Source organism: Megasphaera vaginalis (ex Bordigoni et al. 2020), from assembly GCF_900240295.1.
GTDB classification, from domain to species: Bacteria; Bacillota; Negativicutes; order Veillonellales; family Megasphaeraceae; genus Megasphaera; species Megasphaera vaginalis.
Map to the genome: position 1 here is coordinate 1 of NZ_OEQB01000007.1, position 23,170 is coordinate 23,170.

Consider the following 23,170-nt stretch of genomic DNA (forward strand, 5'->3'; position numbering starts at 1 on the left):
CACCTGCTTAACAATCTGGTTCTGCCGCCGGATGCGGCTCAGGTACTCTTTAGCCGTCATTATTTCTCCCCTTTCTGTAGAAATTCCACCCGAATCCGATAGCCGCACACTTCGGCCAGTATCAATACGGCTTTCTTGAAAAGCAGTTTTTTCGTCCGTTCCGTCTTGCAGATTCTGCCGATGGCAAGCTCTGCCGATGGCAAGCTCTGCCGTCGGGTCCTTGTATGCTTTTGCCAATCGAATCACTCCTCATCTGATTCCCCCCCGTAGTGGGATCCCGCAGGCAGGAATTATACGCAATCAGCCTGCTGATATACCACTGCGCCTTGCGCAAGTCCTCTACGCCATTTTTTCGTTTCCAGCGCCACAAATACTTTATGGCATTTGCCGTGCATACGGCGTCCATGCCGGTAAGGTCCGTCGTGGCCGCTGCCAGTGCATCGATACACTCAACGCCGCCCTGGCAGTAATGACCGGGATGATTTACGTTATCCGTCATTGTGATTACCTCCTCTCACTGCTTCAATTCTTACTTTCAAACTATTCAACACAAAGGCCTGGGCTGCGTCCTTTTTCGTCAGCGCCTCGGCTAAATCCTCGTCCCGTGTACCCTCACATATGAGATGGTGCACGATTACCGGGTATTCCTGTCCCTGCCGGTGCAGGCGCTTATTCGCCTGCTGGTATAGCTCCAGGGACCAGTTCACCCCAAACCAGATAACATGATGGCCACCTTGTTGCAGATTCAGCCCGTAGCCTGTTGACGCGGGATGCGCTAACAGCAAATCCACATCGCCATTGTTCCAGGCCAGTTCGTCGTCGGCGTTTTTGTACACCCGGTATCGCAGTTTCGTCTTTGCCAACGCCCCCATCAGGCGCCCCCGGTCATGTTGGAAATTGTAGAAGACTAAGGCATGCTGCCCGTTCAGTTTTTCCGCCAGCTCCATAAAGGCTTCCAGTTTGCAGTCATGGACCACATGCACATCATGCTCATCATCATAGATAGCGCCGTTGGCCAGCTGTTGGAGTTTGTTCGACAGCGCCGCCGCCGATGTGACATCGATATCGCCGTCCGGCAAAGCAAGGATCATCGTCCTTTCCAATTCGCGGTATGCCGTTTTCGCGTTTGACGACAGGACCACCGGCACATCATCATAGATACATTCAGGCAGCTGTATGTAATCTGACGCTTTCATACTGATGCATATATCGGCGATTTTCTGCATGACCGCATCCTGGGCCCCGTCTTTCGGGTCATACTCGTAAATCACATCACGGCTGCGGCGGCCTGGTTCAAAATAACGCTCCCGGAAATGGGTGTAATACCGCCCTAGACGCTCCCCACGATCCAGCAAGAATACCTGGCTCCACAAATCCCCCAGGCCATTCGGTGACGGTGTCCCGGTCAGGCCAACGATACGCCTGATGTGGGGCCGAATCGCAGCCAGGGCTTTGAATCGCTTTGCCCGATGGCTCTTGAAAGATGAAAACTCGTCACACACCACCATGTCAAACGGCCAGTCATTCTTGTAGTAATCTACCAGCCAGACAACATTTTCCCGATTGATAATATAGATGTCCGCCGGGGTATGCAACGATCGAATCCGTGTCCGTTCATTACCAAGAACCGTTGAAAACCGCAGATGCTTTAAGTTGTCCCACTTATAGGCTTCCCGCTGCCATGTCGCTTCAGCCACTTTTTTCGGTGCGACGACCAGCACACGGCGTATCTGAAACCTGCCGTATTTCAGCTCATTGACCGCGGTCAACGTGATTACTGTCTTCCCCAGACCCATATCAAGAAACAACCCGATAGCCTGTTTTTGTAGGACCTGCTGGATACAGTACCGCTGATACGGATGCGGGTTAAATCGCATCAGGACCACCATGCCTCGCTAAATACTCAGTAACTTCATCTAGTCCGTACAACACAATCACTACCTGCTCCAGGGCTTTCAGCCGGGCAATCTGGGCCTGTTGAATGGGGCTGATTCTGCCGATGCTGGTCTTCAGCTCCACAAACTCCACGCGCCCGCCCGGAAAAACTACGATTCGATCAGGCACCCCATCGTGCCCCGGGGATACCCATTTATACGCGATACCCCCCAAAGCTTTCACTCCTTGCACTAATTTTCGTTCTATGTCCCGTTCTCGTTCTGCCATTTCTGTTATCTCCTTTGTATAATTTTCCCCTTTATTTGACTTTTTGTCTTTAGGGGCGTGCACATTTCCAGATAAAAAAATATTTTTTAAGGGATTTAGAGAGCTGTTATAACTATAACGCATACTATATACCCTCTAATACTCTCTAATTCTTACTTTTTACTTGTTATATATAGTAATGTTCACATAAGGCTAATATGTATGTAAAGCTAGTAATGACGCGGGGTTAGCCGTGCACATTCCCCGTGTCCAAAGGAAAAGTTTGTGCACGGTAAGAATGATTTTTAATTCTTAAAACTCTATCAAACGTTCTTAAACTTTTTAAGTTTTATTAAATCAGCGCTAGAATGTTCACGCAAAAACGTCGTATATAAAACGCAAAATATTAAATATTTATAACTTCAAATCCTCGTTGCGTACCACAATACCCATACCTCCTTCTGCTTTTATTTCGTCGCCATCCGGCAAGGTTGCTCAGGACTGCGTTGATATCTCTGGCATCAGTCCGCTTCATATTCCGCGGGTCGCCTCCAAAACACTCACACCAGATCTCCAGCGCGCAGGTCTTCGTCCGGGCTGCGGGCGCGCCGTTTTGGGCAGCGCCAGCCCACCACATCCGCCGGGTTGCCAGGCTCATGTCGTCGTATCCATCTGGTATTGGTTTCGCCAGGAATTCACGAATCATGCCTTCTTTGATATTATCTTCCCGGTGCTGCTCCTGTTCAGTCTTTGCCATAGAGTCCAGTTCTGGCGTATCCATAAAAAGCGGTTCCCCGTTCCGCCAATACATCATCGCTTCCGCCCACATCTGATCGGTCTCTGCTGGCAAATCTTCCCAGGGACTTTTCACCGGGCTGAACAATCCCACGTCCACGGGCCAAAAACGGCGAGACCCTGTCGGGTCTTTCAGGAAATCATGGTCGTTGCAAGTACCAAAAAAGATACATTTGCGTGGGAAGCGGCACGTATGGCGGCCGTACGGCTGGCGGTATACATCGTTACAGCGTGACAGGAATTGTTTGATTTCATTATCGTCCCCTTTGCTGTAGCCCGTCATTTCGCTAATTTCTACGATCCAGAGGCCCTGTATCATTTCCGCCGCCTCTTTGCCACGGAAACTTTGCAGGCTGTCACTGTGCCAGCCCATTCCGATGGTCTTTAGAAATGTTGTTTTACCAATGCCCTGTGGCCCGGTAAGCACTGGCACATAGTCATATTTGCAGCCTGGCGTCATGACACGGGCCACACCAGCGGCAAAGAACTTCCGAGATACCGCTCTTGTATACGCCGTATCGGCGGCGCCCAGATAGTCATGTAATGAGGTTTCAATACGCCGAATACCATCCCATACAATCCTTTCCAGATAGTCCTTTACTTCATTAAACCGGTGCTGTTCGGAAACCAACATGAGGGCCCCAGCAATTTTATCCCGCCCGGTAATGCCATAACGGTTTTCCAGGTACCAGGCTACCCCGGCGTCGTCTGTATCTTGCCACAGGCGCCGTTCGGCGCATCCGCTCCACGGCAGCATGCCGAGGACAAGCCCCCGGGTAGAAAAGTCATCGATTGCGATCTTTCCCGCAAGCTCCGGGTCATAGTTCAGGATACGAATGATGTTGTCCATTGTCTTTTTCGGGCGTCCTGTGTTCTGGTCGTATTCAAGATTTGCCTGCTGCATCCAGTTTACGTCGTTATTTTCTATATGAACCTCTGGACTATCCCCGCCAGCTGACACCGAGGTAAAGACATCCGACGCATGCTGCTGCGCAGTAGCGTTCAGATCGGTCATAACCCGGGCATCCTGCATGGCCAGTTTCTTCATCGCCTGATAGCTTGGCATACGGTTGACCGGAGTTCCGTCTTTTACGTTGGCGTCGTCATCACTAAATAGGTGCAACCGGACAAGGTCAAATGCGTTTACCAGCTGCCCGCTGCACGGGTCTGTAGCATGATGGCTGTATAAAAATGCACCCTCGTCATAGAGTACGGCTCCGGCAACCGTAGTGCCCCCCGTGTAGGTCAGGCGGTCCTCTTTGTCGGTCTCCTCATACGCATGAGGAATGAATGCGCCAATAGCGCCACGGATGTCGTAGGTTCGGCAGAAAGCCCCCACAATGCCAGCTTTAGCCGTCGGGTCCTGCTGTTTGGCCAGCAGTTCTTTCGGCTTTACTTCTTTGCCTGGTACCTGCGGCCAGGTACGGACATCTCTCCAGTCCTCATACTGCCCTAGCACACCCTCAGCACTGACAAACGGCTTGTCTCCATAATGGAATACATACTGGCTGTCTATACTGCACCCGGGCCAATACATCAACCGCGATGGCTCGAACGTGGTCGGATCGCATAACTCGATACCAATAATACTGGCTAATTTCCGCGCTATGGGCTCGTATTCGTCTGCCGTGACCGTTTTGTCAAGCGGCAGGAGGACACGCAGTCTGGGGCGAAATGGGGCGTGTGAACGGGTACTGTAGATGACATAGGCAACACCCAGGCTATCAACGCGGCGAACGATATTATCCGTTTCCCCGCTGGCGATGTTGTCGAGGTCCAGTGTTACCAGATCTCTGCCCGTAACTGCCTGCGCCTTTCGCCGGGTGCCGTTGAGAGTACCGCCGATAAATCCGCCGATGTCCTTCAGCTCGCCCTTCCTGCCTTTGGGCATGGCCATGTACTCTGCATAGGATTCGTCGGTCCGCTGCGGCGTGCGCAGGCGGGCGATGAACTCCGACCACAGGAACTCTGTCCGTATCCAGTTTTTGCTGATTCGGTTTGCACCGACACTGACATGTAATGCACGGTCATACTGCAACGTGGCCCCCCCCTTTCTTCAGTCTTTTTTATAGTATGTACTGGTAAAACCGTCAGCGTTGAGGATCAGCCCTGGGGCCCAAGGGATCGGCGCGCACATGATGCTGTTAATCCGTTCTATCTCATCTTCATGCAAGCGGTCGTTCGGTACTTCCAGCACGATTTCATCGTGGATATGCATAAGCGGCTGATAGTCTGCCTGAATCAGGCGGCGCAGCGCCAGGGCCAGACAATCGCGGGCAACGGCCTGCGTGATGTTTTCCACCAGCTTGCCGCCGTACGTCGATGTGCTGGCCCACTTGCTGCCTATTTGCGTCCGATAGTAGATAGCCGGGCGCCCGAATTGGTTATCGGCCACGTATGGCTGCGGGTAGAACAGCTTTCTGCCACTGGGCAGCGCAATCGTCAGATAGTCGTACCCATATAACAGATTGCATTCTCTGGCGATCAGGATGCCATGCGGCAGCCCCGCCATCTGTCCGGATTCCATCACCTGATGGGCCGCTTCATCTACGGCATACCAGAAATCCCGGATCCGGGGGTTAGCGCCCCGCCATTTAGCCACGATATCCGGCAGCTCCTCTTCATTCAGGCCCATCTTGAGTGCACCCATAGCGATCAACGCGTTCGGGCCACCTTGATAGCCTAAAGCCAGCTCCGCGACTTTCCCCTTTTGCCGGAGATGGCCGTTAACGCCATGCTTGACGACGGGGACGCCGAACATCGACGACGCCGACGCGCAATAGATGTCGCCGTTGTTCGCAAAAACATCCATGCGCCATTGCTCCCCGGCCAACCACGACAGCACGCGGGCCTCGATGGCAGAGAAATCCGAAACGCATAATGTATAACCGTCAGGCGCGATGAACGCTGTCCGGATGAGCTGTGATAAAATAGCGGGAACGTCTCCATACAGGACATTCAATGCGCACCCGTCAGCCCGTTTAACAATATGGCGCGCCACGTCGGGGGCAGTCGGCGCGTCATGCGGCAGATTTTGCACCTGCACCAGCCGCCCGGCCCATCGTCCTGTTCGGTTTGCCCCGTAGAATTGCAGGACGCCTCGAATGCGGCCATCCGCACAACTGGCAACTTGCATCGCCGCGTATTTAGCGACAGACGCCTTGGCAAGCATAGTACGGATACGCAGCACTTCCGCCGCGTTTCCCTCTGCTTCTTGCAGCGCGTCGGCAACCGATGCCTTGGTGAGCGTGTCCATGCGCAGGTCAGTGTTATCATTAAGCCACGTCAGCAATTGATTCCGGCTGTTGGGATTCTCTAGTCCGGTCAGTCTCATAGCCTCTTGCAGCAGCGTCTCCCGGTGAGCAGCATCTATCGCCAGCGCGCCATGCACCAGCTCCTGATCCAGCAGTATTCCGTGCGCGTTTATCCGATAATCATCTACCCAGTCATGTTGCAGCCAGTCCGGCACCGGATACGCGCTAAGTCGCTTATAGTCTTCCATTTCCGTGATGACGTCCTGGCGGCAGTATTCCTGGAAAGCCGCCCATTTGTCCGGATCGTGCTTTGGTAGGTTACGCGTTCGGCCGCCATTTCGTTTCGTCGCCTTGCAGGGTACACAAAAATAGCGTATCAGGGCCTTGCCAGACGACAGTTTGCGCTTATCTTCCGGAAGTCCCAACGCCTTACCCAGGTTTGCAAGGCCCGCCGGGTATCCAAGGTACAGCCCGTGCAGCATCGTGCAGTGCCATTGCTCTGGCGGCGTCCGGAAGCCAGCCCGGTTCAGGCAGGTAATTTCAAAGGCCGCGTTGTATGCGTGCTTGATGACATCCGGATCCTGCAGATCAGATAAAACGTCGGCTGGTATCTGCTGCCCCGCTGCCAAGTCAATCACGTTTACCGGGCCAAAATCGTAGGAGTAGGCGAACAGCAGTATTTCAAAGGCTTCAGTATCACCATATTTGAACAGGCCACATTTTCCGATATCCACATCAGAAAATGTTTCTATGTCAATAGATAAATGTTTCCTCATGATTTACCCTCTTAGTAAAGGGGCCAGTAAAAGGCCCCCACAGAACGATTACATCGGCTGTCCGGTCAACGGGTTAATAGCAGGTGCAGGTTGCGCCGCTGGTTCCTGAATGACATGGAATACCGATTTCGCTGTCGGTGCGGACCCGCCGAGCGGTTCGCCGTCACGAATTCTCTGGACCGGACCGAGGCCGCAGCCGATGCCCTTCTTTCCCTGGTAATTGTAAGCAAAGAAGTTGACGCAGATATTGGCATACATGCCGCTGTATACCTGTGTGGCGTCGATGATGCGGTTCATCCGGGCGTCGACGATATCGACCGGCTTATCCGCCGGGCTGGATGCCGCGAATACCCAGCAGCCTTTGCATTCAGGACCGAAGGAGTTGCCGTTCTGTGTCAGGTCGTCGCCGTCCCATACAGGCGTCGGTACCTTTGCCGGAGCTGTACCGTTCCATTTGCCGTTCATGCCGTTGCGCGTGGCGGCGGCGATAGCCGCATCAATCTTCTGCTTGCCTGCTGTATCCGATTTCGGCAGCAGGATGGTAACACTATATTTCTGTGCGGCCTGCGGGTCCCGGCCGTACGGTTTCAAAAGATGTACATAGCTAAGTCTTACGTTTTCTACTACGATGCTGGTGTTTTCCATTGTGCGCCCCTCCATTAATCTTCAATATTTTTGAATACGTCAGCGGCTTTTGGCGTAAGTTCAATCGGCGGCCGCTTATCTGATTCCGGCGCCAGTGTTGGCTTGCCCGGTTTCTTTTCGACATACTCACTGACAAGTTCTTCAAACAACTTCTTGCCAATAGCCTTTTCCGTTTTGGCCAGCGTCAATGGTACACGTTCATACAAGATGGATTCGTCGATGCCGTTTTCCATAAGCCTGCTAAACGCGGCGTCCGTATCCGTAAATGCCCGGCTGCCGCGGCCTTCTACGCATTTCCAGCCGGGAACAGGGACGCCTTGCAGCGTGCACGCCAGCCCGTATTCCTGTAAATCATCCGCCCAGGCCTTGAGCTGCTTGGCGATGGCCAGGTATTTGCCCAGTTCTGGCATAGTAATCATCGTCATATCGCGCTTTTCGTGCGCCGTGTCAGCCATGGCCGCGTAGTATTCAGAGCGGGCCTTGCATGGGGCTTTTGCCCGGCAGAACCGGCACCATTCACCCGGATGGAACTTCCCGCCGCTTTCACTCAGGGCTTCCTGGGCTTTCGGTTTGACAACGTCTTCTGCCCATTGCCGCAGGATGTCGACGCCTAATGTCTCCTGGCTAAAGTTTTGAATCCGCGGCTGTACGATGTGCATATGTACTGATTTGAATTGGTACAACAGCTGGTACGTGCTCAGCGCCCCCAGCGCGTACAGGCGCATCTGAGGATTGTTGGCAGCGTCTACCGGGACGCCTTTTCCGTATTTGAAGTCCACGACGTGCAGCTCTCCTGGAGCCATGATCAAGCAATCCGCCGTACCAAAGCCACTCGGTACGTACTGGCTGAAATCTACTCTCTTTTCGATAACAACGTAGGGTTTTGCCTGATAGGATAGCAGAATACCTTTGACGTAGTCGAGGTAGGTTTCTGTGTGGGTATCCATTTCCGGCTGATATAGCTCATCCTTTTTGAGTTTATTCAGCCGCCGCGAGAATGTTGCATGGCTCATCGGTTCGACCGCATAGGCCCGCAGTTTGAGCTCTGCGATGCTGTGCGCCAGTGTGCCTTCCTTTGCGTATTCGGACGTAGTATCCGGGAATTTAGTTTCCATCTTAGGCGCCGCGGTACAATTCAGCCAACGGTGCGCCGCGGACGCGCTAAGTAGCGCATGCTGACGGCTCATAATCTCGCCCCCAGTGCCCGCAGATCAGTAGCCAGTTCACCATAGCACTCTTTCGGAATATCCATCATCGATACAGCACCGTATTTTTGCATCAACGCCTGCAAATCAGCAATTTTTCCCGCGTCCATAAGCGGTGCTGTCGCAGTCAGCAGTTCATCCAGCGTGTATTCCTTGACCGGCGCCTTCGGTACGACAGGCGGCTCCGGAGCAGCGGCGCTCACAGGTTCCGGGTTAGCCGGGGCGGTGGCCTGCGGTGTTTCCGGCACAGGAGTTGCTGCTTCCGGCGGTTTAGCGGTAACTTCCGGTGTTGCATCCAAATATGGATGCTGGTCTTCTTCCGTTTTTACTGCGCTCAAAATTGAGCCGAGCGCGCTAAAATCTTTCATAATTTCATCCATGCCACCGGTAAATTCGATGTTAATTTTCATCATGATTTTCCTCCTCTTTGCAGTTCAATAACATCTGATTATAATAAGATTCTTTCAGTTCAAATCCCATGGCCCGGCGGCTCATCTGCAGGGCTACGACTGGGACGCTGCCGATACCGGCGAACGGGTCCAGTACGATGTCATCGGGATTGGTCCATAGTTCTATGCACCGGGCAATCAGGTCAAGCTGAAGCGGGCAGATGTGCCGCTCGTCTTTTTCATCCCGTGCCGCTGCCCGGTTGAGCGTGTTGCTCTGCCGGATGTCCAGCCAGACCGGTGATGCGTACCGGCGCCACACTTGATGACTGTATATCGGTACTGTGTTGTACTTCTTCTTTGCTTCGACGAGTTCCGGGTCCGGCTGTGGCCGTAGCGTCTTCACGCCCTCTGGCTCATTGTCACCGTAGAATCGTTTCAGCCCGTCGTCATGAGAGACCGGCTCTGGGTTATCCCCCGGCTTGCGGAAAGTCACTATATAATCCGGCAAGCCCATCCTGCACATGGCCGAATCTTTGCATAGTTGCTTATGCATCAGCCCCAGGGCCTTTGTCCGTGTAGCCTCTACCAGCGGGTCCTTCCAAATAACGACGCGGCTATGGTAGATGAAGCCCGCTTTTTCAAATGCCCGAACAATTTCTCCCGGGAAGTCCTTCAAGCCGATGACGCCGTCGCGGCTTAACATTTTCGGGATGTCCATGCAGTGTACCGATACCAGTCGCCCCGGCATGATGACGCGGTACAGCCCGTGGATTAGAAAGCCAAAATGCGCGTAAAACTGGGTATCACTGTCGCTGTTTCCCATGTCCCGGTCGCTGTTGCTGTACGTGTACAGCGACGAAAAAGGCGGTGAAAAAATACTGTAGTGGATGCTGCTCTCCGGCAGCCCGTGCAGCATCTCTACGGAGTCACCGTTATATAGTGATACCTTATCCGATACGTACTGGTTTATTACTTGTGTCATCTTCCAGTTCCTCCTCTGGTTTTGGCATGTACAGTACCGGGATTCCCCGGGCTTGGGCGAACGCGTATTCCGCCATGACGCCCCGGGATTCTGCCCAGTTCTCGCCCAGGATTATTAAGGCGTCGCATCGTGACAGCAGCGTCAGGCAGTCGTCTATCCCATCTTCGTAAGTCAGATCATGATAGGACGCCCCGAAGGCCAGCACTGGTGAGATATACGTGTACTTGTTCTCAATCTCGATATCCGGCAGTTGTTTCCTGAGCCTGTATGGGATCCGGTACTCCTGGCTGTTCAGGTCCTGCAGGATCTTAGCGGCCCGGGCCTCGACTTCTTTCTTTCCGCCATATGGCATGGCTACGTAAATCAGTTTCATCGTTATATTGCCTCCATTTCTGCCCAGGCAGGTAATTGCATGGGCGTTGCCGGTTTGTAGACGCTCATGATGCGCGCCGTCCGGGATAAGTTTTCTTTGACGGATTCGCGGGTTAATTCTGCCATTTTCCGCCTCATGTTGATGGCATCCGCTTCTTTGCGTTCAATATTTTCCTTAACCGTGCCTTCTTTGGCGCTGATGATGATGTAGACATTGACGGGCTGAGTCTGGCCAAAGCGCCAGCAACGGCGAACAGCTTGATAGTATTGTTCGTAGCTGTCACTCAATCCAACAAATATCATGTTGTGGCAGTTCTGCCAGTTCATCCCGAATCCGGCGATCTTAGGTTTCGTGACTAGGCATTTCAGGACGCCGACAGAAAAGCCCAGCATCGTACTCGACTTATAGCTGCTTTTGTCGGATCCGAGGACCTGCCGCGATAAGTTGCAGAGCTCATGGAGCTTTTCCGATTCTGCATTGAGGTCACACCATACCAGCCATTGGTCCTGGCTGTTGTTGACTAGGTCCGCAGCAGCTTGGCATCGTGCGTCCAGTGATTCCTTCCGCGCATTGCGCCGTTGTGTCAGCGTCAGCCTTTCTGTTGTCGGCGTATCGCCGTCAACAATGATTTCATGCATCCGGAGCTCCGGCAGTGTGTAGCCCTCGTCTTTATAGTCCAGACTGACCGGGTTATCGAGGACGACGGCCCACCCTGCCATCCAGCGCCAGAATGCCTTTTCTGCGTGGCCCTTGAGCCGCCATTTCGACGTTTCTCCGCCGTCGTGGACGAAGAACATGCTGAGCATCTCCGTCCTTGTCATGATGCCCAGGAATTCGCTATGGTTGCCGAGCTCCATATAGTCATTAGGCGCCGGTGTCGCCGTGCAGGCCAGCCGGTACGGTGTCCTGAAGAAAGCGTTGATCAGCATCGTCCGGACCTTGCCGGTAAAGGACTTCAGGATTGATGATTCGTCCAGGACGACACCGGCAAGTACGGCCGTGTCGAATCGGTCCAGCTTGTCGTAGTTCGTGATGTTGACCCCGTTTACAACATCTTCCGGATGCTCAATGACGACGGCGTCAATACCGAACCGCCTGCCCTCTGCTGCGGTTTGCGCTGCAACAGCCAGCGGCGCAAGAATCAGTACTGGTTTATTAGTGGCTTTATGTACTTCCAACGACCATGCCAGCTGCATCAGCGTTTTCCCCAGCCCGCAATCCGCAAAAATAGCGGCTCTACCCTTTGCTAATGCCCAGTGCACGATATCGCGTTGGAAGTCGAACAGCGCTGGAGTCAGCTGATCCACCGGGACCTGCAGACCGTGGCTGGCGTCAATCGTCATTTTAGATTGTATGAAATTCGTGTAGTCCATGGTGGTCACTCGTTTTCTGTGATATACTGTTGTTGGAATATTTTTTTTTGCCGGTATCCTGTTGGCGCAGGTGCCGGCGCTTTTTTGTATGCCTATGCACTCATCCGGGATGCAGTAGCCATCCCAGGCACAGGCTCTGCAGTCTTCCATAGGCCCCGCCTCCTTTACATTTTTTCTAAGATCAGCCGTATTTCACGGCCTACGGATAGCCGGTCCGCAAACGTAGCTTGCTGTCGGAAATCCTCCATGTAAGCTTCCACCATCTCTTCGTAGATGGCGGCCTTGAATACACTGGTCGTGTTGGCCGGACGTGCCCGAAACTCTTTCAGGACCGATACGCTGCCATCACTTTCCGGTTTCAGGTACCCGGCGGCGATCAGCCGGTGCTTCATCGTCCGCAGGGCGTCAGATGATACGTCTACGGCCCTTGCTCCTTCTTCATTCGTCAGACTCGGATTCTCCGCGTATAGGGAAAACAGCTGAGCCATTTTTGATTTTTTCATAAAATTACCTCCTTTAATGGATGATTAAATGATTCGTCCACATGATATACGCGACCATGATGACCGTCAGGAGCACCCCGCCCAGAAATAAACATCCGGCTATAGCGGTATCTGCTTCATCCTGCAGGGAAATGATTTCCCGCCAGGCTCGTTCGCTGATTTCAGGCTCGCTGGGCTTAGGCTCTTCCGGCCGATGCCGGGAATTAATCCACGGCTCAGGCCGTGGTAATTCGTGTTGCTTCATTCTTCCTTCACCTCCTTCAGTAATTCCAACAGGTCCTGACCATCGTATTTGGTCAGGAAAGCGTTGAACGTGGACTTTCTTACTCGCTTGTTATTGCCAAATCGCAGGGTTTTCAGCAGCCCTTGCTTAACAATCTGCGCCACTATGTGTGGTGACGTGCGCAGTCTAATGCGCACTTCTTCTAGGCTCATGAGCCTATCCGCGTCATCCATCGGAATAGTATCTTTAGTCATCGTCCCACCTCCTGTACCGGGCGTTCCAGCATCGTACCTTCTTTCATGTAAATCAATCTCCCTCTTTTTGTCACTTAATACGTAACCTTGTCGGTAAAAAAATTTTTATAGGGTTAGAAATATTCAGAAATTTTACCATTGCATACAATTCGTCAGAGTTGAAGACACCTTTTTTCATCTTTTCGTAGAAAGTCTTAGGGGTGATACCGAGCGCATCCGCTACCTGTACCTGAGACTTCCCTTCCCGCGCAATGATACCGCGCAGGGCATTTGTATCGACCATGATATCACCTCCTTTTTTGTTACTTATTAGGTAACTTTCATAGTTAGAGTATACTGTTAATTTTGTCCCTCGTCAAGTGATTTTCTACCTAATTTATAATATTTTTGTTGCACAATATGTGATTTTCGTGCTATAATGTACTTATAGATGATTAAATACAATATAGCAAGAAGGAGCTTTGCTATGACAACTTTAAACGAAAATATTAAAAGAACAAGATTACAGCAGAAGATGACACTGGATGATGTCGCTAAAATCGTGGGGGTCAGCCGGCAGACAATCCAGCGATATGAATCCGGAGTCATTGGAAATATACCATCTGACCGGATAGAAAAGATTGCGCTGGCGCTGCATACGACACCAGGCGCTCTCATGGGTTGGGAACAAGCTGAGGACCAGAACGGCTATTACGATGATTCTGATACAGCGGAACTGGCAGAAAAGCTGCGCACGGACCCGGAGCTTAAGATTCTCTTCTCGGCAGCAGCGGACCTGTCACCGGAAGAAATGCAGCAGGCGGCCAACTACATCCGGTTTTTGAAAACGGAAAGGAATAAATAGCTTGAACATTAACATCATAGTTACTACGCATCTGCCGTCAAAGGTCAGAGCTATGACGACACCTAATGAGAGTGGTACGTATACGAATATCGTCAATGCGATGCTGTCCTGCAGGGTTCTTTTTCTTTGTCTTCCATTCCTCTCACCTCCTTATCTCCTTTCGATTGCTCGATAACCATATTATTTTTGCCGACCTCCTTTCTCTTGGTTAGGCGGGTTATGATTTTATGTTATTAATCGTCTGCTATATTAGACAATCAGGCTATAAAAATATCCGAAACCTTACACATTAAAGAATTTGCTAATCTTATTAACGTTATTGTCGAAGTAGGAACTTCCATATCACTTTCTATAGAAATAATTGTTTGACGGGATATTCCTGCTCTTTTTGCCAATTCTTCTTGAGTAAGACCAAGAAGTTTTCTCCTCTCTTTCACTTTATACATGTCATCACCTCCCCCTTCTTTGTGTCCATTATATTAGACAAAATTATATTTGTCAAATATATTTTACAAATTTCTTCTGTTGGTGTATGATATATTTAACGCCAAGGGAGGATGGTTTTAATGTATATAGGCGAATTGATAAAAAAATACCGCGAGCAAAATAATCTCTCAATGCAAGAATTTGCTAACCGTTCAGGATTAAGTAAAGCTTATATTGGAATGTTAGAAAAAGTGATTAACCCTTCTACTGGAAAGCCAATAAGCCCATCTTTACCAAAAATGCAAGCTATTGCAAGGGCAATGAATATGTCATTGGATGACTTATTACCTAAATTAGAAAGTGATCAAGAGGTTATAATTAATACTCAACCTCAAGGCTATTACATAGATCCTGAAACAGCTGCATATGCTGAAGAGTTGCGTACTAATCCAGAACTGAAAGTTCTTTTCAGCGCGTCCAAGGATTTAACAAAAGAACAGATGAAAGAAGCATACAACTATATAAAATTCTTAAAATCGAGGGAAAAAAATAATGACGATTAATATAGTACTTTGCGATATTCCGTATGCCAAAGCTGGCACGGCAGAAAATGACGATGGCAGCTATACCATTTGTATTAATAAAGGGTTATCACAAGAGCAAGCGAAAGACGAAATTTTGCACGAACTATCGCATATAAATAGGAATGATTTTGACGCAAAAAAAGAAGCGACCCTTATTGAAGAAATGATTCGTCGCAGTGATTTCATAGAAGACGCTAAAGATATGGATTTCTTCTATCATGTTGTTTAAAAACAAATTATGTCAAATCCCTTGTCAAAAACACTAATTTTACAAAGTATGATTTAATTATAATTAGGAGGAATTATTATGTCATTCGAAGAAAAAATTCATTCTTTCTCGGCCCGTATTCCAAATTTACAAAACAACATCTCTACAGAAGAAGCCACAAAAACATCATTAGTTATGCCATTTTTTCAGCTCCTTGGTTATGATGTATTTAATCCAGAAGAATTCATTCCTGAATTTACGGCAGATGTAGGTATTAAAAAAGGAGAAAAAGTAGACTATGCCATTTTGATTAATGATGAACCGGTTATATTAATCGAATGTAAAAATATAAATGAAGATTTGACAAAACATGGTTCCCAACTATTCCGATACTTTGGAACATCTGCTGCTAAGTTCGGTATTTTAACCAATGGAATAATTTATCGTTTTTACACCGATATAGAAGAGACTAATAAAATGGATAAAGCTCCATTCTTAGAAATTAACTTATTAGCTTTAAAAGAATACCAAATTCAAGAACTTCAAAAATTTCAAAAAGAAAATTTTGATAAGAACCAAATATATGATACTGCCGCAGAATTAAAATACATGAGTCAAATCAGACAAGTTATAAAAGATGAACTAGTAAAGCCTAGTGAGGAATTCGTTAGACTAATTTTGAACAGAGGAATATACGAAGGGATGAAAACTCAAGCAGTCGTCGAAAAATATCAACCATTGGTAAAGAGAGCTTTCAACCTTGTAATTTCCGAAATAATAAACGACCGTTTAAAAAGTGCTATTTCAAAAGAATCTGAGAGCTCCGCAGGGAATGACTCTACCGAACCACAAGGTCCGGAAACTCCACTAGAATCACTCCCAGAAAAGAAAATTATCACTACACCCGAAGAATTATCGAGTTTTTATGTAATAAAATCAATTTTGCGAACCAAAATCGATGCGTCCCGCATAACATATAAAGATACTGAAACATATTTTGCGGTAAACCTTGATAAAAAAACAACAAGATGGATCTGCCGGATCTATATTAAGGATAAAGTAAAATTTATTATGATAAAGAATGGAGATAACGCCATTCGCTACGATATCGAATCTGTAGATGATATATTTGATTTATCAACGCAATTAATTGCTAGACTCGACGAACTTGTAAAGTAATATATAGTACGTACAAGATCCTGAACCAGATTGCATCGCTGAAGCCGAGCCACCTGGAAAACATCAATAAGGCGTTTGCCCTTGAATATGAACAGTATCCGGAATACTGGAAACCTCGGGACGAAAGCAAGTAGGAATCCTATGCAGGAGTGTGATGTAAATGATTAGACGCATTGAATGTGTCGATGAATTGGATGCCCTGTCTTTAGAGGCATCTGTAAAGGACGTAGTTGAGCGTATGCAGCTGGATGACTGTACCGTTGATATCCAGTATGGCATCTCTTCGGAATGTGAAACCGATGAGGATGGCAATCTGCAGTCTACTGTGCATTATACTGCTATGGTTATTGGTCGGGATAGCCAATAACCGCAGAAATAAAAAAAGTCCCGTCTCATGTTACCAGCATGAGACGGGACGTGCCGGTCGGTATTACCAGTACCGATTCGGCGATTGTGTAGATATTTAGGGCTGATCTACAGTTTTATTGTACCACATCAGCCCGCTATCCGCCATGATTAGGAGGCTGATTTACATGTTTTTACGACAAATCAAAGATAGATGGTACTACACCATAAACGAGAAGGACGATATGGGACGGTACCATAAGCATGAACACTTCGGGGGATTCACCCGGGCCGAGGCTGCCAGGGCCTACCGTGTCGCCATGCGGGAGATAGACCGGACCGGGCGGTTCTTCGAGCCATCCAGTTTACTCTACCCGGATTTCTTGCAGGAGTGGATGGAAAAGGAAGTTCGCATCAATCTGAAGCCGAACACAGTCGATGCTTATGAAAACATCGTCGATAATCATCTGACTCCGGCTTTTGCCAAGGTCCGGCTGAAGGACATCACGACACCGATGCTGCAGGACTATATCACAGATTTGAGAAATAAATACGCCCGGGGTACATTGAAATCAATTGCAGCGGTCCTGCGGTCCTCTTTTCGCTGGTGTGTGGCCAATAGGCGGTACCTGACTATCAATCCAATGGATAACGTCAGAGTGCCCCGGTACACCCCGCAGTTTCAGACGATTAAGGTCTTCACGGCTGAACAGATTGAGCAGATTTTCGAGCGCTTCCCACGAGGAAATCAGTTGCACATGCCGTGCATGCTTTCATACTGCACAGGGATGCGGCTCGGGGAATGCCTGGCCCTACGGTGGTCAAATGTAGATCTAAAAGCGCACACGCTGGAAGTCGTTGGCAACAAGTACGACAAAACAGGAGATGCCCGTATTGAGTCGCCGAAGACCGCATCATCGCTGCGGGTTATCACCTTTGGCCGGAAACTAGCTGCCGAGCTGAGGGCACAGAGGCTCTGGCAGGAACGGGATCAGTTCGAGTATGGCTGGTACTATCGCCGATCCGACGCAGTATGCACGGAAGAGAATGGAAAACCGCTTACCAGTAACAAGACTCGGTACTTTAACCTCTGGTGTCGGGAACACTTCGGCGGGCTATCCTTTCACTCGTTTCGGCATACCCATGCCACAATGCTTATCGAGAATGGACTAGCCCTGGACTACGTTTCGAAGCGCCTCGGCCATGCCTCGGTCTATACGACGGCCAATATCTACGATAGCATCACCGATAAAAGGGAAAAGGAAGCCCTCTCCGTCATGGACAGCATCTTATAGAGCTCTTCCGCTATAAAAATTTTTCGGCGGAAGAAATAGCGGAAGAGTGCCGACGAAGTCAGTGTTTATGCGTGAATTTTGACCCCGTTATATTATCGGAACTAATTGTGTATCTTTTTAATTGCTTATTTATGTCTTTTAAATTTCGTCGATAAACATGCTATTTATTGCGGAACTATCCTATATTTTTCTTCATGTCTATTTATGCTTATTTATGTCTTTTGTTTTTTAAATATCGGCAAAATATCGGCAAAATATCGGCAAAAGCAAGATAATGTTTTACGGAAAAACGTCAGTACTGAGATATTTTAATCCGCTGTCGTTTAAAATAAGAACGATATTTTTCCTTTTTCACGGTCTTTCAGCAATTTCATAGCGGAGAATCGAAAATCAGCCGCTGGAAAACGAAAGCGGCTGTATCCGTTGTTATTACGAGGGATTACCGGTAATGTTGGCGAATAGCCGATTGTGTTGCCGCTGCGGTGTTTTTTTGTTGTAATAAGCCGACGATAAAAAGCAAATTTTTCGCTTGCTTTTTTATCGTCGGCTTTTTTTGAAATCTTTCGAAATCGATCAGCTTTGTTACCGGTCCAGAAGCATGGTCACGGCGCAATATACTAACGCTAAGGCCATAATCAGATTCGTCGCTTTTCTGTACGTTGAAAACAACTGTTCAAAGGCGGCGCCGAAGAATGACCAACAACAAGTACCGGCGAATCCGATAAACGACAAAAGAAAGATGAAAAAGGCAATATCCGCAAAGGCTCTGTAATGAGGGAAAACAAAGGATGACATGGCCGTAATACCGTAAAGAATAACCTTTACGTTGATAAATTGCAGAATCATGCCTGTAAAGAAGCTCGTTGTCTGCATGAGGCTCTTTTTACCGTCACTCGGTTTATCTCGCCAGATGATCCAGGCAAGCCAAAGGATATATGCGGCGCCGACTGCCAACATGGCTGGTTCGACAGTGGGGATCAGATCGTAAAGCAAAGCGGAAAAAATCGCGCAGCAGGACATGACCAGAATAAATCCCATAAAAATGCCGAGATTAAAGGGAAATGATTTTTTGAAGCCATACTTCCCCGCATTAGTCATGGACATGATATTGTTCGGTCCCGGCGTGAACGCCGTAAGAAAAACATATGAAAAAAAGGCTGCAAAATTCATGATAAATACCTCCTGTGACAATACTAATTATGTCTTGCAACTTCCCTCTTCATTTGGTATCTTATCATTAAAGGTAAGTTCATTCAAATTGAACATATCGAACATTGAATTCAATATTTTTGAATAGTAAAAAGAGGGATCAGCGAATGGACTTGAAATACTTGCATACGTTCAAGACGGTTACTGAAGAAGGTAGTTTTATTCGTGCTGCAGAGCGGTTAAATTACACACAATCGACGATAACTTTTCAGATCAATCAGTTGGAAAAGGATCTTTCCATAAAGCTTTTTGAAAAAATCGGCAGAAAAATGGTTCTCACGAAAGCCGGCGAATCATTGATTCCCTATGTGGATGATGTGCTGTTTTCTTTGGATAAGTTAAAAAATTTCGATGCAGATCTCAGTGGCTACAGCGGTGATTTGCACGTCGGCGTCGGCGAGACGCTGCTATGTTACAAGGTACCCCGGATTCTGCGAAAATTCCGTGAAGAAGCGCCGAAAGCACAGCTTTTTCTGCGATCGATGAACTGTTATGACATTCGTGATGAATTGATGACGGGCGCTTTGGATATCGGAATTTTTTACGACTACGTCGGCGGTTTCGGTACCAGTCTGAAAACGCATGCCATTGATACATACGGTTTGGCATTGCTTGCTTCGCCGGAGATGCGAGACCGATTTCCCGATTTCATTACGGCCGATCAGCAGATTCCCGTATCGTTTATCATTAATGAGCCAACTTGCGTGTTCCGACAGATATTCGAACAATATCTGCGGAAAAAATCGATCATGTTGGATCATACCATTGAAATGTGGAGCATTACGACGATTAAGAACCTCGTGAAAAATAATGTCGGTATTACTTTTTTGCCCCGTTTCGCGGCGGCAGAGGAATTAAAAGCCGGCAGTCTCGTTGAGATACGAACGGAGCTTACGGATATGACGATAGCTGCTGTTTGCGGTTATCACAAGAACAAATGGGTCAGTCCGTTGATGGATCTGTTTATTTCCTCTTGTGCGACTATTCAATAAGGTTATCATAAACAGCTGACACTCCGCAATCGCCTGGCAAGCGATTGCGGAGTGTCAGCTAAAAACGGTTTCGTTAGAGCGGTTATGTTTCCTTGGAACGTTTTTTTCTGAGAAAGAAAAGACGGTACCCTGCTCTTTTCCTGTTGACAGAGATTGCAAAAACAGCGCATGTATTCGCGTATCTTCACCTACTTCGGGATGAAAAGAAAGGGCAATCTGATTGCGGTAACGAACGGCGACGATCCGTTCATTTACAGTAGCCAGAATTTTGACAGCAGGATCCGCTTTTTCAATATACGGAGCACGAATAAAGGTCATCCGAACGTTGCCGATACCTTGAAACGGAGCGGTTGCAATGAAGCTCCCCAGCTGCCGGCCGTAAGCATTACGCCTGACTTGGACCGGCAGGGTACAAAAATAACGTTGCCGGTCATTGCTCAGTGTACGCGCTAACAGAATCATGCCGGCGCAGGTGGCTAAAACCGGTAAGTCATCTCTGATCCATTGCTGCAATGTAGCGAACATGCCCAGATCCCGGAGCAGCTTCCCTTGCACCGTACTTTCACCGCCTGGCAGGATGAGGCCGTCCGGTTTATCCGACAAGTCGTCTGGCCGCCGCAGTTCAACGGCAGTTGCGCCGAGCTTTTTTACCATGCGGACGTGTTCGGCAAACGCTCCCTGTACGGCTAGAACGCCGACTCTCATCTTATTTCCCCCGTTCCGCCATGAGGACTTCGATTTCGTCTTTGTTGATACCGACCATGGCTTCCCCAAGGTTTTCGGAAAGAGCAGCCAGCCGTTTCGCGTCTTTATAGTTAGTTACCGCTTGGACGATTGCTGCGGCTCGCTTTGCAGGATCGCCGGACTTAAAGATGCCCGAGCCGACGAAGACGCCTTCGGCGCCAAGCTGCATCATCAGCGATGCATCGGCCGGTGTTGCAATGCCGCCGGCAGCAAAATTGACGACAGGGAGACGTTTGTTCTGGTGAACATAAACGATCAGATCGTAAGATACGCCCAATGTCCTGGCCGCTTCAAAAAGTTCGTCTTCCCGTTTGGCGGCAAGAGCGGCGATTTCTTCATTGATCAGGCGCATGTGGCTGACAGCCTGGACGACATCCCCCGTTCCCGGTTCTCCTTTGGTGCGTATCATTGACGCGCCTTCGGCAATACGGCGTAGGGCTTCCCCCAGGTTGCGGGCGCCGCAGACAAAGGGAACGGAAAACTGCGTTTTATCAATATGATAACTGTCGTCTGCCGGCGACAGGACTTCGCTTTCATCAATATAGTCGATTTCAATCGCTTCCAGAATCTGTGCTTCCGCAAAATGGCCGATGCGACATTTCGCCATGACTGGTATCGAAACGGCGTCCTGAATTCCCTTGATCATGGCAGGATCACTCATTCGCGATACGCCGCCGGCGGCGCGAATGTCTGCCGGAATCCGTTCCAACGCCATAACGGCACAAGCGCCGGCTGCTTCCGCTATTTTCGCCTGTTCCGGCGTCGTTACATCCATGATCACGCCTCCTTTCAGCATTTGAGCCAGTTCCTTGTTCAATTCATAACGGTTGCTTCCTTTTGTCGTTTCCGTTGTCATGATAAATACCTCCTTGTTATTCTTTACAGGTAATAGTATAATCATATTTGACCATTTTAAAATATTCAAAACAGTTTTATATTACAAGGTCAGTTTGCGAGGAAATCAGGTCAGATGCTTACCTATGTACTCGACGGGAACAGGTCAGGCTGTCTGTATGAACGGCTGTATAACTGCATTAAAGAGGATATTTTGACACAAGTTTTACAGGCCGGCGAAAAATTGCCGTCCAAGCGGAGTTTGGCTTCGCATCTGCAGATCAGCACGATGACTGTCGAAACCGCTTACGGGCAGTTGTTGGCTGAGGGATATATTTATTCTGTAGCAAAAAAAGGATTTTATGTTTCCCCATTTTCGAATCATGGCAGAATCAGTCAGCGACGCGCGCCGCAGTCGCTGCCGGTGACAAAGACGGCAGAAACGGTTTATTTTGCCGATTTTGTTTCCAATGAAATTCAGCCCGAAATGTTTCCTTTCGCCGCCTGGACAAAGACGATGCGCGCGGTCATGGCTGAAGAGCAGGAGCAGCTGGTGCGCTGTACTCCTGCCGGCGGCGCGCTCGCGCTGCGCCTGGCCATTTGTGATCATCTGCGCCATTTTCGCGGCATGTATGTCGAGCCCGAACAGGTCATCGTCGGCGCCGGTACGGAATACCTGTATGGTCTCCTGATTCGTTTCTTCGGGCCGGAACGGGTATATTGTCTGGAAGATCCCGGTTATGCCAAAATGCGCATGATCTACGCGTACAACAATGCCGCCTGCGTTTACGCCGGCGTTTCCGATGACGGTATCAAAATGGCCGATGTGCGGCGACAGCTGGCCGACGTCGTTCACATCAGCCCGTCGCATCAGTTTCCTACGGGGCTGATTATGCCCATTGCCAAGCGCTACGAATTGCTCAGCTGGGCCAACGAATGTGACGGTCGCCATATTTTGGAAGATGAATATGACAGTGAATTTCGTTTTACGGGCCGGCCGATTCCGACCTTATTCAGCATTGATGCTTCCGGCAAGGTTATCTATATGAATACCTTTTCCAAAAGCTTATCTCCGACGATCCGTATCAGCTATCTCGTATTGCCGCCGGAGTTGGTGTTGCCGTTTAAGGAAAAGCTTGGCTTCTTGTCCTGTACCGTTTCCAATTTCGAACAATATACGCTGGCCCGGTTCATGGGCGACGGCTTTTTCGAACGGCATTTGAATCATGTACGGACAGCTTACCGACATAAACGCGATCATTTGATCCGGGCCTTGAAACGAAGCCCGTTGTCAAAAAAGACGGAAATTATTGAAGCCAGTGCAGGGCTGCATTTTCTTCTTCAAGCGGATATTGAAGACGCTGACGCTCAGGTCATCGAACGTTGCCGGAAAGAAGGTTTGCGTCTGACAAGTCTTTCGCAATATTATTTCAATCCCCTTTCACAGCGGGAACATACATTTATCATTAATTATTCTACTTTAGAAGAAACCCGGATCGACGAAGCGGTGCGAAAACTTTGCCGCGCCATGTTGCGCTGCTGAAGCGCCGCCGGTTGTCATGCGGATGTACGGCTATGGTGCCGGATTCGCAGCGG

General features: G+C 49.1%; 27 protein-coding genes. 8 read left to right on the forward strand and 19 right to left on the reverse strand.

From position 1 onward, the window contains the following. Window positions 1-121: 121 nt before the first annotated feature. From C0977_RS08955 to C0977_RS09025, 15 genes are all read right to left on the reverse strand, one after another. Window positions 122-499, reverse strand: coding sequence for a DUF3310 domain-containing protein (locus C0977_RS08955; RefSeq protein WP_101913149.1), 378 nt, complete (start codon window positions 497-499; stop codon window positions 122-124). Then, window positions 489-1,877 (reverse strand): SNF2-related protein, encoded by a 1,389-nt coding sequence (locus C0977_RS08960; protein ID WP_101913150.1) that lies wholly within the window; start codon window positions 1,875-1,877, stop codon window positions 489-491. Before C0977_RS08960 ends, C0977_RS08955 begins: the two co-directional genes overlap by 11 nt. Next, window positions 1,867-2,286, reverse strand: a complete 420-nt coding sequence (locus C0977_RS08965) for a VRR-NUC domain-containing protein (protein WP_234987631.1) — start codon at window positions 2,284-2,286, stop codon at window positions 1,867-1,869. Before C0977_RS08965 ends, C0977_RS08960 begins: the two co-directional genes overlap by 11 nt. 262 nt (window positions 2,287-2,548) lie before the next feature. Further along, the gene (locus C0977_RS08970) at window positions 2,549-4,975 is read right to left on the reverse strand and encodes a virulence-associated E family protein (protein ID WP_101913152.1); all 2,427 of its coding nucleotides are present in this window, start codon (window positions 4,973-4,975) and stop codon (window positions 2,549-2,551) included. Window positions 4,976-4,993: 18 nt separating this feature from the next. Beyond that, window positions 4,994-6,967, reverse strand: coding sequence for a DNA polymerase (locus tag C0977_RS08975; protein ID WP_101913153.1), 1,974 nt, complete (start codon window positions 6,965-6,967; stop codon window positions 4,994-4,996). Window positions 6,968-7,015: 48 nt separating this feature from the next. Then, window positions 7,016-7,612 (reverse strand): DUF2815 family protein, encoded by a 597-nt coding sequence (locus C0977_RS08980; protein WP_101913154.1) that lies wholly within the window; start codon window positions 7,610-7,612, stop codon window positions 7,016-7,018. Between the two features lie 14 nt (window positions 7,613-7,626). After that, the gene (locus tag C0977_RS08985; protein ID WP_101913155.1) at window positions 7,627-8,799 is read right to left on the reverse strand and encodes a DUF2800 domain-containing protein; all 1,173 of its coding nucleotides are present in this window, start codon (window positions 8,797-8,799) and stop codon (window positions 7,627-7,629) included. Further along, entirely contained in the window at window positions 8,796-9,230 is a 435-nt protein-coding gene (locus tag C0977_RS08990) for a hypothetical protein (RefSeq protein WP_101913156.1), read from the reverse strand. The genes C0977_RS08985 and C0977_RS08990 overlap by 4 nt, the downstream gene beginning before the upstream one ends. Beyond that, window positions 9,217-10,188, reverse strand: coding sequence for a DNA-methyltransferase (locus C0977_RS08995; RefSeq protein ID WP_023053502.1), 972 nt, complete (start codon window positions 10,186-10,188; stop codon window positions 9,217-9,219). Before C0977_RS08995 ends, C0977_RS08990 begins: the two co-directional genes overlap by 14 nt. Then, window positions 10,154-10,561 carry a DUF4406 domain-containing protein gene (locus C0977_RS09000; RefSeq protein WP_101913157.1) on the reverse strand — a complete coding sequence of 136 codons (408 nt, stop codon included), beginning with the start codon at window positions 10,559-10,561 and terminating at the stop codon, window positions 10,154-10,156. The genes C0977_RS08995 and C0977_RS09000 overlap by 35 nt, the downstream gene beginning before the upstream one ends. 2 nt (window positions 10,562-10,563) lie before the next feature. Further along, on the reverse strand, window positions 10,564-12,084 hold the full coding sequence (locus C0977_RS09005; protein WP_200814258.1) for an SNF2-related protein: 1,521 nt from the start codon (window positions 12,082-12,084) through the stop codon (window positions 10,564-10,566). 14 nt (window positions 12,085-12,098) lie between these two features. Continuing rightward, window positions 12,099-12,437: a hypothetical protein gene (locus tag C0977_RS09010; protein WP_023053507.1), complete on the reverse strand. Its 339-nt coding sequence runs from the start codon at window positions 12,435-12,437 to the stop codon at window positions 12,099-12,101. A 13-nt stretch (window positions 12,438-12,450) separates the two neighbouring features. Further along, window positions 12,451-12,681 carry a hypothetical protein gene (locus C0977_RS09015; protein WP_023053425.1) on the reverse strand — a complete coding sequence of 77 codons (231 nt, stop codon included), beginning with the start codon at window positions 12,679-12,681 and terminating at the stop codon, window positions 12,451-12,453. After that, entirely contained in the window at window positions 12,678-12,914 is a 237-nt protein-coding gene (locus C0977_RS09020) for a hypothetical protein (protein ID WP_023053490.1), read from the reverse strand. Before C0977_RS09020 ends, C0977_RS09015 begins: the two co-directional genes overlap by 4 nt. 70 nt (window positions 12,915-12,984) lie before the next feature. Next, complete coding sequence (locus C0977_RS09025; RefSeq protein WP_101913158.1) at window positions 12,985-13,197, reverse strand: helix-turn-helix domain-containing protein; 213 nt, start codon at window positions 13,195-13,197, stop codon at window positions 12,985-12,987. A 183-nt stretch (window positions 13,198-13,380) separates the two neighbouring features. On the opposite strand from C0977_RS09025, the gene C0977_RS09030 reads away from it, so the two are divergent. Beyond that, entirely contained in the window at window positions 13,381-13,758 is a 378-nt protein-coding gene (locus C0977_RS09030; RefSeq protein ID WP_101913159.1) for a helix-turn-helix domain-containing protein, read from the forward strand. Between the two features lie 257 nt (window positions 13,759-14,015). Here C0977_RS09030 and C0977_RS09035 read toward each other — a convergent pair whose 3' ends face one another. Continuing rightward, complete coding sequence (locus C0977_RS09035; protein WP_101913160.1) at window positions 14,016-14,204, reverse strand: helix-turn-helix transcriptional regulator; 189 nt, start codon at window positions 14,202-14,204, stop codon at window positions 14,016-14,018. Window positions 14,205-14,324: 120 nt separating this feature from the next. On the opposite strand from C0977_RS09035, the gene C0977_RS09040 reads away from it, so the two are divergent. The 5 genes from C0977_RS09040 (at window position 14,325) to C0977_RS09060 (ending at window position 17,795) form a co-directional block, all read left to right on the forward strand. Further along, on the forward strand, window positions 14,325-14,747 hold the full coding sequence (locus C0977_RS09040; RefSeq protein WP_234987633.1) for a helix-turn-helix domain-containing protein: 423 nt from the start codon (window positions 14,325-14,327) through the stop codon (window positions 14,745-14,747). Next, on the forward strand, window positions 14,737-14,997 hold the full coding sequence (locus C0977_RS09045) for an ImmA/IrrE family metallo-endopeptidase (protein ID WP_023053442.1): 261 nt from the start codon (window positions 14,737-14,739) through the stop codon (window positions 14,995-14,997). The genes C0977_RS09040 and C0977_RS09045 overlap by 11 nt, the downstream gene beginning before the upstream one ends. A gap of 78 nt (window positions 14,998-15,075) precedes the next feature. Then, on the forward strand, window positions 15,076-16,155 hold the full coding sequence (locus tag C0977_RS09050; protein WP_101913162.1) for a type I restriction endonuclease: 1,080 nt from the start codon (window positions 15,076-15,078) through the stop codon (window positions 16,153-16,155). A 160-nt stretch (window positions 16,156-16,315) separates the two neighbouring features. After that, complete coding sequence (locus tag C0977_RS09055) at window positions 16,316-16,522, forward strand: hypothetical protein (RefSeq protein WP_101913163.1); 207 nt, start codon at window positions 16,316-16,318, stop codon at window positions 16,520-16,522. Between the two features lie 166 nt (window positions 16,523-16,688). Continuing rightward, the gene (locus tag C0977_RS09060; RefSeq protein WP_101913164.1) at window positions 16,689-17,795 is read left to right on the forward strand and encodes a tyrosine-type recombinase/integrase; all 1,107 of its coding nucleotides are present in this window, start codon (window positions 16,689-16,691) and stop codon (window positions 17,793-17,795) included. A gap of 582 nt (window positions 17,796-18,377) precedes the next feature. Here the strand turns inward: C0977_RS09060 and C0977_RS09065 are convergent. Further along, window positions 18,378-18,965 carry a LysE family transporter gene (locus C0977_RS09065; RefSeq protein WP_101913165.1) on the reverse strand — a complete coding sequence of 196 codons (588 nt, stop codon included), beginning with the start codon at window positions 18,963-18,965 and terminating at the stop codon, window positions 18,378-18,380. 146 nt (window positions 18,966-19,111) lie between these two features. Between C0977_RS09065 and C0977_RS09070 the strand changes: the two genes are divergently transcribed. Then, on the forward strand, window positions 19,112-19,996 hold the full coding sequence (locus tag C0977_RS09070) for a LysR family transcriptional regulator (RefSeq protein WP_023054082.1): 885 nt from the start codon (window positions 19,112-19,114) through the stop codon (window positions 19,994-19,996). Window positions 19,997-20,050: 54 nt separating this feature from the next. Here the strand turns inward: C0977_RS09070 and pdxT are convergent, their stop codons facing one another. Then, window positions 20,051-20,701, reverse strand: coding sequence for a pyridoxal 5'-phosphate synthase glutaminase subunit PdxT (gene pdxT, locus C0977_RS09075; RefSeq protein ID WP_101913166.1), 651 nt, complete (start codon window positions 20,699-20,701; stop codon window positions 20,051-20,053). Window position 20,702: 1 nt separating this feature from the next. Next, complete coding sequence (gene pdxS, locus C0977_RS09080; protein WP_101913167.1) at window positions 20,703-21,596, reverse strand: pyridoxal 5'-phosphate synthase lyase subunit PdxS; 894 nt, start codon at window positions 21,594-21,596, stop codon at window positions 20,703-20,705. 114 nt (window positions 21,597-21,710) lie between these two features. Between pdxS and C0977_RS09085 the strand changes: the two genes are divergently transcribed. After that, window positions 21,711-23,117 carry a PLP-dependent aminotransferase family protein gene (locus tag C0977_RS09085; RefSeq protein WP_101913168.1) on the forward strand — a complete coding sequence of 469 codons (1,407 nt, stop codon included), beginning with the start codon at window positions 21,711-21,713 and terminating at the stop codon, window positions 23,115-23,117. Window positions 23,118-23,170: the final 53 nt, after the last annotated feature.

Excerpts from the sequence above, each read along its gene's own strand:
- C0977_RS09045 (WP_023053442.1), top strand. The coding sequence starts at position 14,737 with ATGACGATTAATATAGTACTTTGCGATATTCCGTATGCCAAAGCTGGC.
- C0977_RS09025 (WP_101913158.1), bottom strand. The coding sequence starts at position 13,197 with ATGGTCGATACAAATGCCCTGCGCGGTATCATTGCGCGGGAAGGGAAG.
- C0977_RS09015 (WP_023053425.1), bottom strand. The coding sequence starts at position 12,681 with ATGAAGCAACACGAATTACCACGGCCTGAGCCGTGGATTAATTCCCGG.
- C0977_RS08965 (WP_234987631.1), bottom strand. The coding sequence starts at position 2,286 with ATGCGTTATAGTTATAACAGCTCTCTAAATCCCTTAAAAAATATTTTT.
- C0977_RS09060 (WP_101913164.1), top strand. The coding sequence starts at position 16,689 with ATGTTTTTACGACAAATCAAAGATAGATGGTACTACACCATAAACGAG.
- pdxT (WP_101913166.1), bottom strand. The coding sequence starts at position 20,701 with ATGAGAGTCGGCGTTCTAGCCGTACAGGGAGCGTTTGCCGAACACGTC.
- C0977_RS09030 (WP_101913159.1), top strand. The coding sequence starts at position 13,381 with ATGACAACTTTAAACGAAAATATTAAAAGAACAAGATTACAGCAGAAG.
- C0977_RS09065 (WP_101913165.1), bottom strand. The coding sequence starts at position 18,965 with ATGAATTTTGCAGCCTTTTTTTCATATGTTTTTCTTACGGCGTTCACG.
- C0977_RS08975 (WP_101913153.1), bottom strand. The coding sequence starts at position 6,967 with ATGAGGAAACATTTATCTATTGACATAGAAACATTTTCTGATGTGGAT.
- C0977_RS09020 (WP_023053490.1), bottom strand. The coding sequence starts at position 12,914 with ATGACTAAAGATACTATTCCGATGGATGACGCGGATAGGCTCATGAGC.
- C0977_RS08995 (WP_023053502.1), bottom strand. The coding sequence starts at position 10,188 with ATGACACAAGTAATAAACCAGTACGTATCGGATAAGGTATCACTATAT.
- C0977_RS09070 (WP_023054082.1), top strand. The coding sequence starts at position 19,112 with ATGGACTTGAAATACTTGCATACGTTCAAGACGGTTACTGAAGAAGGT.
- C0977_RS09050 (WP_101913162.1), top strand. The coding sequence starts at position 15,076 with ATGTCATTCGAAGAAAAAATTCATTCTTTCTCGGCCCGTATTCCAAAT.
- C0977_RS08985 (WP_101913155.1), bottom strand. The coding sequence starts at position 8,799 with ATGAGCCGTCAGCATGCGCTACTTAGCGCGTCCGCGGCGCACCGTTGG.
- C0977_RS08990 (WP_101913156.1), bottom strand. The coding sequence starts at position 9,230 with ATGATGAAAATTAACATCGAATTTACCGGTGGCATGGATGAAATTATG.
- C0977_RS09010 (WP_023053507.1), bottom strand. The coding sequence starts at position 12,437 with ATGAAAAAATCAAAAATGGCTCAGCTGTTTTCCCTATACGCGGAGAAT.
- pdxS (WP_101913167.1), bottom strand. The coding sequence starts at position 21,596 with ATGACAACGGAAACGACAAAAGGAAGCAACCGTTATGAATTGAACAAG.
- C0977_RS09035 (WP_101913160.1), bottom strand. The coding sequence starts at position 14,204 with ATGTATAAAGTGAAAGAGAGGAGAAAACTTCTTGGTCTTACTCAAGAA.
- C0977_RS09000 (WP_101913157.1), bottom strand. The coding sequence starts at position 10,561 with ATGAAACTGATTTACGTAGCCATGCCATATGGCGGAAAGAAAGAAGTC.
- C0977_RS08960 (WP_101913150.1), bottom strand. The coding sequence starts at position 1,877 with ATGCGATTTAACCCGCATCCGTATCAGCGGTACTGTATCCAGCAGGTC.
- C0977_RS09040 (WP_234987633.1), top strand. The coding sequence starts at position 14,325 with ATGTATATAGGCGAATTGATAAAAAAATACCGCGAGCAAAATAATCTC.
- C0977_RS09085 (WP_101913168.1), top strand. The coding sequence starts at position 21,711 with ATGCTTACCTATGTACTCGACGGGAACAGGTCAGGCTGTCTGTATGAA.
- C0977_RS08980 (WP_101913154.1), bottom strand. The coding sequence starts at position 7,612 with ATGGAAAACACCAGCATCGTAGTAGAAAACGTAAGACTTAGCTATGTA.
- C0977_RS09055 (WP_101913163.1), top strand. The coding sequence starts at position 16,316 with ATGATTAGACGCATTGAATGTGTCGATGAATTGGATGCCCTGTCTTTA.
- C0977_RS08955 (WP_101913149.1), bottom strand. The coding sequence starts at position 499 with ATGACGGATAACGTAAATCATCCCGGTCATTACTGCCAGGGCGGCGTT.
- C0977_RS09005 (WP_200814258.1), bottom strand. The coding sequence starts at position 12,084 with ATGGAAGACTGCAGAGCCTGTGCCTGGGATGGCTACTGCATCCCGGAT.